Origin of the sequence: Streptomyces sp. BI87, assembly GCF_025957665.1 — a bacterium.
GTDB lineage: Bacteria > Actinomycetota > Actinomycetes > Streptomycetales > Streptomycetaceae > Streptomyces > Streptomyces albidoflavus.
Genome location: NZ_CP110079.1, coordinates 1705775 through 1720174, shown reverse-complemented (window position 1 = coordinate 1720174; position 14400 = coordinate 1705775). Strand labels below are relative to the sequence as shown.

At 73.9% G+C, this 14400-nt stretch carries 8 protein-coding genes; 3 read left to right on the top strand and 5 right to left on the bottom strand.

The window, feature by feature from the left end; all coding sequences use genetic code 11:
- Window positions 1-221: 221 nt before the first annotated feature.
- Window positions 222-1436 (bottom strand): S8 family peptidase, encoded by a 1215-nt coding sequence (locus tag OIM89_RS07320; RefSeq protein ID WP_030697564.1) that lies wholly within the window; start codon window positions 1434-1436, stop codon window positions 222-224.
- 333 nt (window positions 1437-1769) lie between these two features.
- Between OIM89_RS07320 and glgP the strand changes: the two genes are divergently transcribed.
- Window positions 1770-4430, top strand: coding sequence for an alpha-glucan family phosphorylase (gene glgP, locus OIM89_RS07315; RefSeq protein WP_047467151.1), 2661 nt, complete (start codon window positions 1770-1772; stop codon window positions 4428-4430).
- A 72-nt stretch (window positions 4431-4502) separates the two neighbouring features.
- Here glgP and OIM89_RS07310 read toward each other — a convergent pair whose 3' ends face one another.
- The 3 genes from OIM89_RS07310 to OIM89_RS07300 form a co-directional block, all read right to left on the bottom strand.
- Window positions 4503-6077 (bottom strand): M4 family metallopeptidase, encoded by a 1575-nt coding sequence (locus tag OIM89_RS07310; protein WP_264491085.1) that lies wholly within the window; start codon window positions 6075-6077, stop codon window positions 4503-4505.
- Window positions 6078-6485: 408 nt separating this feature from the next.
- Window positions 6486-8351 (bottom strand): ABC transporter ATP-binding protein, encoded by a 1866-nt coding sequence (locus tag OIM89_RS07305; RefSeq protein WP_226964432.1) that lies wholly within the window; start codon window positions 8349-8351, stop codon window positions 6486-6488.
- Window positions 8348-10219, bottom strand: a complete 1872-nt coding sequence (locus tag OIM89_RS07300; RefSeq protein WP_264491084.1) for an ABC transporter ATP-binding protein — start codon at window positions 10217-10219, stop codon at window positions 8348-8350. The genes OIM89_RS07305 and OIM89_RS07300 overlap by 4 nt, the downstream gene beginning before the upstream one ends.
- Window positions 10220-10396: 177 nt before the next feature.
- Between OIM89_RS07300 and OIM89_RS07295 the strand changes: the two genes are divergently transcribed.
- Together OIM89_RS07295 and OIM89_RS07290 are read left to right on the top strand one after the other, a co-directional pair.
- Window positions 10397-11299 (top strand): ABC transporter ATP-binding protein, encoded by a 903-nt coding sequence (locus OIM89_RS07295; RefSeq protein ID WP_264491083.1) that lies wholly within the window; start codon window positions 10397-10399, stop codon window positions 11297-11299.
- Entirely contained in the window at window positions 11296-12063 is a 768-nt protein-coding gene (locus OIM89_RS07290; protein ID WP_030697558.1) for an ABC transporter permease, read from the top strand. The genes OIM89_RS07295 and OIM89_RS07290 overlap by 4 nt, the downstream gene beginning before the upstream one ends.
- Window positions 12064-12099: 36 nt before the next feature.
- On the opposite strand, the gene glgX is transcribed toward OIM89_RS07290, so the two are convergent.
- The gene (gene glgX, locus OIM89_RS07285) at window positions 12100-14259 is read right to left on the bottom strand and encodes a glycogen debranching protein GlgX (RefSeq protein WP_175457319.1); all 2160 of its coding nucleotides are present in this window, start codon (window positions 14257-14259) and stop codon (window positions 12100-12102) included.
- Window positions 14260-14400: the final 141 nt, after the last annotated feature.

Sequence of the window (14400 nt, the reverse complement as noted above, 5' to 3'; positions counted from 1 at the left end):
GACCAGTGGGGCGCACGATTCAGCCCGGCCGCTTCTTCAGCCCGGCCGCTTCTTTAGCCCGGCCGGCGTTTGAGGCCATCTGTGACCGAAGGTCCGACGCCGAGACGCAGAGGCCGGGCACCGGCCGAAATGCAGCCCGGCCGGCGCTTGAGGCCAAAAAGAACGGCCCGCAGGCCGGGAGCTGGACGTCCCCCGACCCACGGGCCCCATGGGCCGCCCCGCTAGGGCGCGACCTGGAGAATCCGGTTGGGCGACCCGATCCGGCGGTCCCAGATCTGCCCCGTGGAGGCCTTGCCGACAATCCCCTTCTCGACCGTCGCCGGCGTCGCCTTCGGGTTGGCCGCCAGGTACAGCGCGGCCGCCCCGGCGACGTGCGGCGCCGCCATGGAGGTCCCGTCGAAGGTCACGGTCCCGGTGTCGCTCTTGTGCGAGGCGGACTTGATGCCCTCGCCCGGAGCGAACAGGTCGACGACCGGACCCCAGTTCGAGAAGTACGCCCGCTCGTCCCAGCGGTTGGTCGCCCCGACGGTGAGGGCCTGCTTCACCCGGCCGGGCGAGGTGGTCTCGGCCGGCAGCCCCTCGTTGCCCGCGGCCACCGTGTAGGTGATCCCGGAGGCGATGGAGGTGCGGACGGCCTTGTCCAGCTCGGGGCTGACCCCGCCGCCGAGGCTGAGGTTGGCCACGGCCGGCTTGACGGCGTTCTTCGTCACCCAGTCGATGCCCGCGATGACCTGCGCGAGGGTCCCCTCGCCGTAGGCGTCGAGCACCCGCACGCCCACGGCCTTGGCCTTCTTCGCCACGCCGTAGGTGGAGCCGACGGCGGTGGCCGCGACGTGCGTGCCGTGGCCGTTGGAGTCCTGGGCGACCTTGTCCTTGCCGACGAAGTCGTAGCCGTTGCGGGCCCGGCCGCCGAACTCCTTGTGGCTGATCCGGATGCCGGTGTCGATGACGTACACCGTGGCGCCCGCGCCGCCGCCGTCCGGCGAGGTGTACCGGCTGTCCAGCGGCAGAGTCGGCTGGTCGATGCGGTCCAGGCCCCAGACCGGGTTGGTCTGGGTGGCCGAGGCGCGCACCTTGACGTCCTGGGCGACCGAGGCCACGGCGGGGTCCGCCGCGAGCCGCCGGGCCTGGACGGGGTTGAGCTTCACCGCGTACCCGTTGAGGGCCCGCTGGTAGGTGTGGCTGATCTTGCCGCCGTAACGGCTCGCGAGCCTGACGCCAGCGGCCGACGGTGCCTTGACGCCGGACTTCAGCGTCACGATGTAGCTGTCGCGCACGACGTCGCGGGGGTTGTCGGCCTGACGGACCGTCCCCAGCTTCGGGCCCCCCGGCCCTGCGGGTGCCGCCTGGGCGGGCAGCGTGCCCACCGCGAGCGCCGCGACCGCGGCGGCGGCCACGGCCACCGTCCGGCGCGGAATGCGTATGACCTCGCTCATGTGCGAGTTCCCCTCCTCATGTCGACCCCGCGGTCCCGCCCATCGCGGGCCCGGCGGTGTCCGCCGTCAGCGTGGCGGGCCCAGGGCGCCCGGGCAACGGGTCAAGAGGGGGAAGACCGGGGCGAATGCGTCGTGAAGCCACGGTAAAGGTTGTGTGATTGTTGCAACGGAACCGCCGGGCGGGGGAGGGCGGGGGCGCCCTCCCGCGTGCGCCGCCGACGCCCCGTCAGCCGAGGCCCGCGCGCCCCGTACGCGCCCTGCCGCGCCCCGGTCCTGACGCACCATGATGCGAGCCGCCCCGCAAAAGCGGATGAATCCTGCGAAGGTGGAACCGTGAAGGCAATGCGTCGATTCACCGTGCGTCCCGTCCTCCCCGAACCCCTCCGCCCCCTCAGCGACCTGGCCCGCAACCTGCGCTGGTCCTGGCACGCGGAGACCCGCGAGCTGTTCCAGTCGGTCGACCCGGCCCGCTGGGCCGCCACCGGCGACCCGGTCCGGCTGCTCGCCGCCGTCCCGCCCGAACGCCTCGACACCCTCGCCGCCGACCGGCGCTTCCGGCTGCGCCTGGCCGCCGCCGTCGACGACCTCACCGACTACCTCGAAGGCGACCGCTGGTACCAGCGCCAGGAGGGCGCCCTGCCCGCCGCCGTCGCCTACTTCTCCCCCGAGTTCGGCGTCACCGCCGCCCTGCCGCAGTACTCCGGCGGCCTCGGCATTCTCGCCGGCGACCACCTCAAGTCCGCCAGCGACCTCGGCGTCCCGCTGATCGGCGTCGGGCTCCTCTACCGCCACGGCTACTTCCGCCAGTCCCTCTCCCGGGACGGCTGGCAGCAGGAGCACTACCCGGTCCTCGACCCGGACGAGCTGCCGCTCACCCTGCTCCGCGAGACCGACGGCAGCCCCACCCTGATCCGCCTCGCCCTGCCCGGCGGCCGGCTGCTGCGCGCCCGCGTCTGGCAGGCCCGGGTCGGCCGCGTCCCGCTGCTCATGCTCGACTCCGACGTCGAGGACAACGACGCCGCCGCCCGCGAGGTGACCGACCGGCTCTACGGCGGCGGCAGCGAGCACCGGCTCCACCAGGAGATGCTGCTCGGCATCGGCGGCGTCCGCGCGGTGCGGGCGTACTGCCGGCTCACCGGGCACCCGGCGCCCGAGGTCTTCCACACCAACGAGGGCCACGCCGGCTTCCTCGGCCTGGAGCGCGTCCACGAACTGGGCACGCCCGCCCCCGACGGGCCCGGCCTCGACTTCGACCAGGCCCTCCAGGTGGTGCGCGCCGGCACCGTCTTCACCACCCACACCCCGGTCCCCGCCGGGATCGACCGCTTCGACCGCTCGCTGGTCGCCCGCCACTTCGGCGAGGGCGCGGAACTCCCCGGCATCGACACCGGGCGCGTCCTCGCGCTGGGCACCGAGACCTACCCGGGCGGCGACCCGGGGCTGTTCAACATGGCCGTCATGGGGCTGCGGCTCGCCCAGCGCGCCAACGGCGTCTCCACCCTGCACGGCCAGGTCAGCCGGGAGATGTTCGCCGGGCTCTGGCCGGGGTTCGACGCCGAGGAGGTGCCGATCACCTCGGTCACCAACGGCGTCCACGCCCCCACCTGGGTGGCCCCCGAGGTGCTGCGGCTCGGCGCCCGCCGGGTCGGGACCGCCCGCGCCGAGGAGGCACTGAGCGTCGGCGGCCCCGAGCGGTGGGACGCCATCGGCCAGATCTCCGACCAGGAGATCTGGGAGCTGCGCCGCACCCTGCGCGAGCAGCTGGTCGAGGAGATCCGCACCCGGCTCGCCGCCGGCTGGCGCCAGCGCGGCGCGGGCCCGGCCGAACTCGGCTGGATCGACACCGCCTTCGACCCGTCCGTGCTGACCATCGGTTTCGCCCGCCGCGTCCCCTCGTACAAGCGGCTCACCCTGATGCTCCAGGACCGCGACCGGCTGCGGGCGCTGCTGCTCCACCCGGAGCGGCCGGTGCAGATCGTGGTGGCCGGCAAGGCCCACCCGGCCGACGACGGCGGCAAGCGGCTGGTGCAGGAGCTGGTCCGCTTCGCCGACGACGCGGGGGTCCGCCACCGCATCGCCTTCCTGCCCGACTACGGCATGGCGATGGCCCAGAAGCTCTACCCGGGCTGCGACGTCTGGCTCAACAACCCGCTGCGCCCGCTGGAGGCGTGCGGCACCTCCGGGATGAAGGCCGCCCTCAACGGCTGCCTCAACCTCTCCGTCCTCGACGGCTGGTGGGACGAGTGGTACGACCCGGACTTCGGCTGGGCCATCCCCACCGCCGACGGCGGCGGCGACCTCACCGCCAAGGAGACCGAGCGCCGCGACGCCCTGGAGGCCACCGCCCTCTACGAACTGCTGGAGGAGCGCGTCGCCCCGCGCTTCTACGAGCGGGGCCGCGAGGGGCTGCCCGACCGCTGGATCGGCATGGTCCGCGAGACCCTGACCCGGCTCGGCCCGAAGGTCATCGCGGGCCGCATGGTCCGCGAGTACGTCGAGACCCTCTACGCCCCGGCCGCCCGCGCCCATCGCGCGCTCGGCCCCGAGCAGGCCCGCGAGCTGGCCGCGTACAAGGAGCGGGTGCGTTCCGGGTGGGCGCAGGTCGCGGTGGAGCACGTGGACGCGGGGGCCGACGGCCCGGACGGCGACGGGGCCCCGGCCCAGCTCGGCGCCACCCTCGCCCTGCGGGTCCGGGTGCGCCTGGGCGAGCTGGCGCCCGAGGACGTGGAGGTGCAGGCCGTCTCCGGGCACGTCGACGGCGACGACCGGATCAGCGGCGCCACCCGGGTGCCGCTGAAGCCCGCGCCGGGCGGCCCCGATCTGGACGGCCGCTGGACCTTCGAGGGCCCGCTCGCCCTCGACCGCACCGGCAGCTTCGGCTACACGGTCCGGGTGTTGCCCAGCCACCGGCTGCTGGCGTCCGGCGCCGAGATGGGGCTGATCGCCGTCCCGACGGAGGCGGCGGGCCAGGAGGCGGGCGTACTGCTGCGCTGAGTGCGGCGGTACGAAGAAGCGGCACCCGGGGCGAGCGCTCAGCCCCGGGTGCCGCGGTCCTTGTCGCGTGCGTCAGCTGACGTTGACCGCCGCCCAGGCGCGGTCGACGCCCTGGTACTCGGCCGAGTCGGCGCCGTACAGCTCGCTCGCCGCCTCCAGGGTGGCCTCGCGGGCCGCCGCGTAGTCGGTGGTGGAGGTCATGTACTGGGTGAGCGCCTTGAACCAGATCTGCTCGGCCTTCTCGATGCCGATGCCGGTGACCGGCTCGCCGTCGTGGGTCGGCGAGTCGTAGGAGACGCCGTTGATCTCCTTGGCGCCGCTGCCCTCGGAGAGCAGGTAGAAGAAGTGGTTGGCGACGCCCGAGGAGTAGTGGACGTCGACGTTGCCGATGCCGTCGTACCAGTAGTCCTCCGAGGAGCCGTCCTTCGACGGTTCGTCCATGTGGCGCAGCGGGGAGCCGTCGCCGTTGATGTCGATCTTCTCGCCGATGAGGTAGTCCGGGACGTCGTCCTCGCTGTTGGCGTGGAACTCGACCGCGGTGGCGAAGATGTCGCTGGTCGCCTCGTTGAGGCCGCCGGACTCGCCGGAGTAGACCAGCCCGGCCGTCACCGAGGTGACGCCGTGGGTCATCTCGTGGGCGGCGACGTCGAGCGAGGTGAGCGGGGCGGCGTTGCCGGCGCCGTCGCCGTAGGTCATGCAGAAGCAGGAGTCGGTCCAGAAGGCGTTGACGTAGTTGTTGCCGTAGTGGACGCGCGAGTACGCGCCGACGCCGTCGCCCTTGATGCCGGAGCGGCCGTGCACCTGCTCGTAGTAGTCCCAGGTGGCGCCCGCGCCGTAGGCGGCGTCGACGGCGGCGGTGGCCGGGTCGTTCGGCGTGCCGTCGCCCCACTTGTCGTCGTCGTCGGTGAAGAGGGTGCCGGTCCCCGAGGAGCCGTTCTTCAGGTCGTAGGTCTTGTGGCCTCCGCGCTCGCCGTCGGTCAGCTCGAAGCCGCCGCCGGAGGCGGTGGTGCCGATCTCGACGGTGCCGCTGTACTGGCTCTCGCCGGTGCCGGCGTGGACCGCGTCCCACTGGAAGAGCTGCTTGCCGGTGGCGGCGTCGGTGACGGTGTGCAGCTCCTGCGGCGTGCCGTCCTTCTTGACGGACTTGGTCACCTTCTCGAAGGCCAGCTTCGGGGTGCCGTCGGCGGCCCAGACGACCTTGCGGGCGCCCTTCGGGGTGGCGGCCGTGGTGACGGTGTCGATCTTCAGCTCGGACTTGACGGCCTTGGTGACGCTCTCGGTGGCGCCGGCCTTGTCGGTGTGGACCACCAGGTCGCCGCCGAGGACGGGCAGGCCCTGGTAGGTGCGCTCGTACCGGGTGTGCAGGCTGCCGTCGCGGTCCTTGACCACGTCGCGGACGACCAGCTTCTCCTGGGCGCCGAGGCCGATCGCGCGGGCGGTGTCCGCCTTCGCGGCGTCCGCCTCCTTGAGCAGGCCCGCCTTGGCGTTGGCGGAGAGGGCGGCGGGGGCGGCCGCGGGCACCTTCTCGGCGGTGGCGGGCTGGGCGACGGCCCCGCCGGAGGAGAGCCCGGCGGCGAGCAGCGCGCCGGCGGCGACAGCGGTGGACAGGGCGAGGCCGGTACGGCGGCGGGATATGTGGGGGGTCACGCGCGCTCCCTGGTGAGGGCCGGCCGGGGCGGTGGCCGCCGGACCGGATGTGGGGGACCGGGCCGCATGGCTGCGGTCCGGGTGGGGAAGTAGCGGTGTACGTCTGGCCGCCCGGGGGCGTGGGGCGCTCCGGGTGGTGTGGCTGAGGTGCGGGTCAACGGTGCTGGTCGTGCGGGGGAAGCGTGCCACTTGTGGCGTGTACATGCCATGCATCGACCGGAGGTTGGCCGGAAATCGTCCGCCCAGAGGTGGCCGGAGTCCGCTATGCGGTAACTGTCCTGGCAGGGCCGCGCACGGCCGGTGACATGGTGTGAGGTACTCACCTCGCCGACCAGTTGTGGGCGGCGAGGTGCCGCCCACGGCACGCGCCACCGACCTGCTGTCCGCACCGCTGCTCCTGGAGCCGCCTCAGCCCGCCATGCTCTCCCGCCACGCCCGGTGCAGCCCCGCGAACTCCCCGGTGCCGCCGATGAGTTCCTCCGGGGTGCCGTCCTCGACGATCCTGCCGCCCGCCATCACCAGGACCCGGTCGGCGATGGCCACCGTCGACAGGCGGTGGGCGATGACCACGGCGGTGCGCCCGCGCAGCACCGTCGCCAGGGCCTGCTGGACCGCGCGCTCGCCGGGGATGTCCAGCGAGCTGGTCGCCTCGTCCAGGATCAGCACCGCCGGGTCGGCGAGCAGGGCGCGGGCGAAACCGACCAGCTGGCGCTGGCCCGCCGAGATGCGGCCGCCGCGCTTGCGCACATCGGTGTCGTAACCGTCGGGCAGCTCCGCGATGAAGGCGTGGGCGCCGATCGCGCGGGCCGCCGCCTCCACGTCGGCGCGGGTCGCGTCGGGGCGGCCGATGGCGATGTTCTCCGCCACGGTGCCGGAGAAGAGGAACGCCTCCTGGGTCACCATCACCACACCGCGCCGCAGGTCGGGCGTGGCCAGCCCGCGCAGGTCCACGCCGTCCAGGAGGACCTGGCCGGCCGAGGGGTCGTAGAAGCGGGCCAGCAGCTTGGCCAGGGTCGACTTGCCCGCGCCGGTGGAGCCGACCACGGCGACCGTCTGCCCGGCGGGGATGGTGAGGTCGAAGCGGGGGAGCACCTCGCCGCCGGTGCGGTAGCCGAAGGAGACCCCGGCGAACTCCACGGTCCGGCCCGGTCCGGCACCGGCCGGGGCGGGCAGCGCCACCGGGGTCTCGGGCTCCGGCACGGCGGGACGCTGCGCCAGGAGGCCCGCGATCTTCTCCAGGGAGGCGGCGGCCGACTGGTAGGCGTTGAGGAACATGGCCATCCGGTCGATCGGGTCGTACAGCCGCCTGACGTACAGCACGGCGGCGGCCAGGACGCCGAGGGCGAGGGCGCCGTCCGCGACGCGCCAGGCGCCCCACAGGACCATCCCGGCGACCGCCGTGTTGGCGACCAGCCGGGAGCCCACCACGTACCGGGCCATCTCCAGCAGGGCGTCGCCGTTGGAGCGTTCGTGGGTGCGGTTCAGCTCGGCGAACTCCGCGTCGTTGGCCTCCTCGCGGCGGAAGGCGCGGACCGGGCGGATGCCGTTGACCGTCTCGGTGAACTTGACGATGACCCGGGCGATCGCCGTGGACCGGCGCGCGTACACCCGGCCCACCCGGCGCTGGTAGAGCCGGATCAGCAGGTAGAGCGGGACGAAGGAGAGGACCGCGACCGAGCCGATGCCGAGGTCCAGCCAGAGCAGCATGCCGCCGATGTAGACGAAGGAGACCAGGACCGTCACCAGCTCCTGGAGTCCCTCGTCGAGCAGTTCGCGCAGCGACTCCACGTCGGTGGTGGCCCGGGAGATCAGCCGCCCCGAGGTGTACCGCTCGTGGAAGTCCAGGCTCAGCGCCTGCCCGTGCCGGAAGATCCGGCCCCGCAGGTCGAGCAGGACGTCCTGGCTGACCACCGCCGAGCGGATCAGGAAGGCGTACTGAAGCAGCCCGCCGGCCAGCGCGCACACCAGATACCCGGCGCCGACCGCCACCAGTGGCCCCCACCGGCCCTCCCGCACCGCCGGCACACCCTGGTCGATCGCGTACGCCACGAGCAGCGGTCCGGCCTGGATGGCGGCCTGCTGGAGCAGGAGGAGCAGGACGACGAGACCGACCCGGGCGCGCATCGGCGCCAGCAGGGAGCGCAGCAGCGAGGCGGTGGCGCCGGGCGGGGTGGGCAGGTCGTCCTGGTCGAAGGGGTCGGGGGCCGGGACGGTGAGGGCCGGGGGCTTCTCCCCGTCCTCCGGGGTCTCCTGCGGGCGGGACTCGGTGGTCATCGGCTCGTTCCCTTCGCCATCTCGGGCGTCCCGCGCCCGTCGGGACCGGGCGGCGCCTCGGTCCCCGACATCAGCCAGGCGTACTCGGCGTTCTCCCGCAGCAGTTCCTGGTGGGTGCCGACGGCGGCGATCCGGCCGCCGGAGAGCAGCGCCACCCGGTCCGCCAGCAGCACCGTGGACGGGCGGTGCGCCACCACCAGCGCCGTGGTGCCCTTCAGCACCCGGCGCAGCGCCTCCTCGACCAGCGCCTCGGTGTGCACGTCGAGGGCGGAGAGCGGGTCGTCCATCACCAGGAAGCGCGGGGCGCCGACCACCGCCCGCGCCAGGGCGAGCCGCTGCCGCTGGCCGCCGGAGAGGCTGAGCCCCTGCTCGCCGACCTGCGTCGCCGTACCGTCGGGGAGCCGGTCCACGAAGCCGGCCTGGGCCACCTCCAGGGCGCGGCGCAGTTCCGCCTCACCGGCCCCGCCGTCCGCACCCATCAGGACGTTCTCCCCGACCGAGGCCGAGAAGAGGGTCGGTTCCTCGAAGGCGAGCGCCACCCGCGACCGCAGTTCGGCGCGGGGCAGCGCGGTGATGTCCTCCCCGTCCAGGGTGATCCGCCCGGCCGTCACCTCGTGGAGCCTGGGCACCAGCGCCGTCAGGGCCGTCTTGCCGCTGCCGGTCGCGCCGACCAGCGCCATCGTCTCGCCGGAGCGGACGTGCAGGTCGATGCCGTCGAGCACCGGCGGGGAGTCCGGTGCCGCGTCGGGGAAACGGAAGACGACGCCGGAGAAGCGCAGCCCGTCGGCGGACCCGTCCGGGTGGCCGCCGGGCGCCGCCCCGGGGAGCGCGTCCGGCCCGTCCGACTCGCGGGCCGTGTCGATCACCTCGAAGTACCGCCGGGTCGCCGTCGCGGCCTCCTGGCACATCGCCAGCAGGAAGCCGATCGACTCCACCGGCCAGCGCAGCGCCAGCGCCGTCGTCAGGAAGGCCACCAGGGTGCCCGCCGACAGGGCGCCGTCGGCGACCTGGACCACGCCGAGGACCAGCGCCCCGCCGAGCGCCAGCTCCGGGAGGATCACGATGACCGCCCAGATCGAGGCGAGCAGCCGGGCCTTGGCCAGCTCGGTGGTGCGCAGCCGCCGGGACTGCTCGCGGAAGGCCCGCGCCTGGCTGCGGTGGCGGCCGAACCCCTTGATGATCCGGATGCCGAGCACGCTCTCCTCGACCACCGTCGTCAGGTCGCCCGCCTGGTCCTGGGCGCGCCGGGCGACCCGCGCGTACCGGGACTCGAAGAGCGAGCAGACCGCGATCAGCGGCAGGACGGGCAGGAGCAGCACCAGGCCCAGCGTCCACTCCTGCGCCAGCAGGACGGCCATGCCGACGACGATGGTGGCGCCGTTGACCACCAGGAAGGTCAGCGGGAAGGCGAGGAACATCCGCAGCATCATCAGGTCGGTGGTGCCGCGCGACAGCAACTGGCCCGAGGCCCAGCGGTCGTGGAAGGCCACCGGCAGCCGCTGGACGTGGGCGAAGAGGTCACCGCGCAGCCGCGCCTCCACCCCGGCCAGCGGACGCGCCACCAGCCACCGCCGGAAGCCGAAGAGCACCGCCTCCGCGACCCCGATGCCGAGCAGCAGCAGGGCGCCCAGCCAGACCCCGCCGGGATCGCCGTCGGCCACCGGGCCGTCCACGATCCCCTTGAGGACCAGCGGGATCACCAGGCCCACGCAGGAGGCGGCGATGGCGACGACCACGGCCGTGAACAGCCGCGCCCGTACGGGACGGACGTACGGCCACAGCCGCAGCAGCGTCCGCACCGCCGACGGCTCGGGTCTGTCCGGCGGGGCGTCGGGGGCGGTCTCGGGGTGCGAAGGAGAGTCAGACATCAGCAGTGAGCGTACGGTTCGCCCCTGACACCGACCAGCGACTTTTGACCCAGCCGGGCTCGGTCCCCGGACCTGCCCCCTGACCCCTCTCCCCCCAGGTCTGAGGGTCCGTCCAGGGCCCCGCCTCATCCGATCGGATGAGGTGCGCGTCACACCTTGACGGCCATACTCCCGTCCATGCCCATCATCGAAGTCAGCGGAGTACGCAAGGCGTACGGCGGCCGCACCGTCGTGGACGGCATCTCGTTCACCGTCGAGGAAGGCGAGATCTTCGGCATCCTCGGCCCCAACGGCGCCGGCAAGACCACCACCGTGGAGTGCGTGGAGGGGCTGCGCCACCCCGACGCGGGGTCGGTCAAGGTGGCCGGGCTCGACCCCGTACGGGACCGGGACGGCGTCACCCGGGTGCTCGGCGCCCAGCTCCAGGAGAGTGAACTCCAGCCGAAGATCTCCGTCCAGGAGGCACTCCAGCTCTACGCGGCCTGCTACCCGGACCCGGCCGACTGGCGCGCGCTCGCCGCGCGCCTCGGCCTCACCGAGAAGCTCTCCACCCGCTTCGCCAAGCTCTCCGGCGGCCAGAAGCAGCGCCTGTTCATCGCGCTGGCCCTGATCGGCAACCCGCGCGTCGTCGTCCTCGACGAGCTGACCACCGGCCTCGACCCGCGCGCCCGCCGGGAGACCTGGGCGCTCATCGAGGAGGTCCGCGACAGCGGCGTCACCGTCCTGCTGGTCACCCACTTCATGGAGGAGGCCCAGCGGCTCTGCGACCGGATCGCCGTCATCGACAAGGGCCGCGTCGCCGCCCTCGACACCCCGGCCGGGCTGGTCAGCCGCGCCGCCGGAGCCGTCGTCACCACCTTCACCCCCTCCGCCCCGCTGCCCGCCGCCGATCTGGCCGCGCTGCCGCAGCTCGCCTCCCACGAGGAGCGCGACGGGAACGTCACCCTCACCGGCACCGACGAGACCGTCACCGCGCTGCTCGCCCTCCTCGCCCGCACCGGCACCACCGCGCACCGGCTGCGGATCGTCGAGGCCACCCTCGACGACGCCTTCCTCGACCTGACAGGAGAAGCCGCATGAGCAGCGCCCCTGCCCCCGCCAAGGCGTCGCCCGGCCGCGCCGTGCTGGGCACCGAGGCTCGCCTGTTCCTGCGCGAGCCGGGCAGCCTCTTCTGGATTCTCGGCTTCCCCGTCCTGCTCCTCGCGATCCTCGGCGCCATCCCGGGCTTCCGCGAACCCGACCCGGCCAACGGCGGGCAGCGGATCATCGAGCTCTACGTCCCCACCGCCGTGGTGCTCGCCATGATCATGGCCGGGCTCCAGGCGATGCCCCCGGTCATCACCGGCTACCGGGAGCGCGGCATCCTGCGCCGGATGTCGGTCACCCCGGTCCGCCCGCAGGCGGTGCTCGGCGCCCAGATGGGGCTGCACGGGGTGGCCTCGCTGGCCTCGGCGCTGCTGGTGATCGTCGTCGGCCGCCTCGTCTTCGACGTGGCGCTGCCCGGTCAGGTCGCCGGCTACCTGCTGGCGCTGCTCCTCGCCATCGTCTGCGCGCTGGCGCTGGGCGCGTTCATCTCCGCCGTCGCCCCCACCACCAAGATCGCCACCGCCATCGGCTCGATCGTCTTCTTCCCGTCGATGTTCACCGCCGGCGTGTGGCTGCCGATCCAGGCCATGCCCGACCTGCTGGCCGACATCGTCTCCTACACCCCGTTCGGCGCGGCCGTGCAGGCCCTCGACCAGGCCGCCGCCGGGGACTGGCCGTCCTGGTCGCACCTGGGCGTGGCCGCGCTGTGGGCGGCGCTGCTGTCGCTGGGCGCCGTCCGCTGGTTCCGCTGGGAGTGAGGCGTACGCGCCGGCCGCCCGGCGCGTACGCCCGGCTCACTCCACGACCCGCAGCACCAGCACCGAGCGGCCCGGCACGGTGAGGGTGGCGCCGCCCGGGTGCGCGGTGCCCGGCTCGGCCGCCTGCTCCTCGGCGGCGGTGTCGACGGCCACCTCGTACCGGCCCGCCCACGGCGCCCCCGGCAGGGAGACCTCCACGGGGGCGTGCCCGGCGTGCAGCACGATGTGGAAGCTGGCGTCGGTCACCGGCGTGCCGCGTTCGTCCTGGTCGGGGATGTCGCGGCCGGAGAGGTAGAGGGCGAGGGTGTCGGTGGGGGCGTACCAGTCGCCCTCGGTCATCTCGGTGCCCCGCGCGGTGAACCACGCCAGGTCCCGCAGCCCGTCCTCGGCCTGGGCCCGCCCGGCGAAGAAGGAGCGGCTGCGCAGGACGGGGTGGGTGCGGCGCAGCGCGATCAGCCGGCGGGTCAGGGCCAGCAGGTCGGCCCACTCCGGATCCTCGCGCAGCGACCAGTCGACCCAGCTGGTCTCGTCGTCCTGGCAGTAGGCGTTGTTGTTGCCGCCCTGGGTGCGGCCCATCTCGTCGCCGGCGGTGAGCATCGGGACGCCGGTGGAGAGCAGCAGGGTGGTCAGCAGGTTGCGGAGCTGGCGGTGGCGGAGCGCGGTGACGGCCGGGTCGTCGCTCTCGCCCTCGGCGCCGCAGTTCCAGGAGCGGTTGTCGTCGGTGCCGTCGCGGTTCTCCTCGCCGTTGGCCTCGTTGTGCTTGCGCTCGTAGGAGACCAGGTCGCGCAGGGTGAAACCGTCGTGGGCGGTGACGAAGTTGACGGAGGCGTGCGGGCGGCGGCCGCCCCAGGCGTAGAGGTCGCTGGAGCCGGAGAGCCGGTAGCCGAGGTCGCGTACGTCGGGCAGGGCGCCGCGCCAGAAGTCGCGGACGGCGTCGCGGTAGCGGTCGTTCCACTCGGTCCACAGCGGCGGGAAGGCGCCCACCTGGTAGCCGCCCATGCCGACGTCCCACGGTTCGGCGATCAGCTTGACCCGGCGCAGCACCGGGTCCTGGGCGATCACCGCGAGGAACGGCGAGAGCATGTCCACGTCGTGGAAGGAGCGGGCCAGCGCCGCCGCCAGGTCGAAGCGGAAGCCGTCCACGCCCATCTCGGTGACCCAGTACCGCAGCGAGTCGGTGATCAGCCGCAGCACGTGCGGCTGGACCACGTGCGGGGTGTTGCCGCAGCCGGTGTAGTCGGCGTAGCGGCGGGCGTCGTGCTGAAGGCGGTAGTACCCGGCGTTGTCGATGCCCTTGAGGCTGAGGGTGGGGCCCAGCTCCCCGGCCTCGGCGGTGTGGTTGTAGACCACGTCGAGGATGACCTCGATGCCGGCCGCGTGCAGCGCCCGGACCATCGCGCGGAACTCGCCGACCTGCTGCCCGGTGGTGCCGCCCGCGGCGTAGGCGGCGTGCGGCGCGAACCAGCCCAGCGAGTTGTACCCCCAGTAGTTGCCGAGCCCGCGCCGCAGCAGGTGGTCCTCGTGGGCGAACTGGTGCACCGGCAGCAGCTCGACGGCGGTCACCCCCAGCTCCACCAGGTGGGCGACGGCCGCCGGGTGGGCGAGCCCCGCGTAGGTGCCGCGCAACTCCTCGGGGATCTCCGGGTGGCGCATGGTGAAGCCGCGCACGTGCAGCTCGTAGATGACGGTGTCGGCCCACGGCGTCTTCGGCCGCACGTCGTCACGCCACTCGTCGGGCCCGTCGTCCTGGACGACGACGCCCTTGGGGACGTACGGCGCCGAGTCCCGGTCGTCGCGGACGGTGTCGGCGTACTCCTGCTGGGGCCAGTCGCGGACGTGGCCGTAGACCTCCGGCGGCAGCCGCCGGTAGTCGGCGCCGCGCGGGGCGTCGACGGCGCGGGCGTACGGGTCGAGGAGGAGCTTGGCCGGGTTGAAGCGGGCGCCGGTCCAGGGGTCCCAGGGGCCGTGCACCCGGTAGCCGTACCGCCGGCCCGCGCCGACGCCCGGCAGGAAGCCGTGCCAGATGCCGTGGGTGAACTCCGGCAGCGGGCAGCGCGTCTCCCGGCCGTCCTCGTCGAAGAGGCAGACCTCGACCGCCTCGGCGCCGCCCGCCCACAGCGCGAAGTTGGTGCCCGTGACCCCGCCGGGCCCGGTACGCGGGCGGGCGCCCAGCGGATGGGGGGCGCCGGGCCACACCGGTACGCCCGGGGCCCCCGGAGAGCGGTGCGGCCCGCTCGGGTACGGCGTGGGCGCGGGGGGCCCTGCCCCGCCCGGCCCGTCCTGGAGGGTTCGCTGTTCGGCTGCGCTCGACACCTGCCGGCCTCCCGCGGTCGAGTC

Coding starts and splice junctions, on each gene's coding strand:
- OIM89_RS07320 (WP_030697564.1), bottom strand. CDS start 1,436: ATGAGCGAGGTCATACGCATTCCGCGCCGGACGGTGGCCGTGGCCGCC.
- OIM89_RS07305 (WP_226964432.1), bottom strand. CDS start 8,351: ATGACCACCGAGTCCCGCCCGCAGGAGACCCCGGAGGACGGGGAGAAG.
- OIM89_RS07300 (WP_264491084.1), bottom strand. CDS start 10,219: ATGTCTGACTCTCCTTCGCACCCCGAGACCGCCCCCGACGCCCCGCCG.
- OIM89_RS07295 (WP_264491083.1), top strand. CDS start 10,397: ATGCCCATCATCGAAGTCAGCGGAGTACGCAAGGCGTACGGCGGCCGC.
- OIM89_RS07290 (WP_030697558.1), top strand. CDS start 11,296: ATGAGCAGCGCCCCTGCCCCCGCCAAGGCGTCGCCCGGCCGCGCCGTG.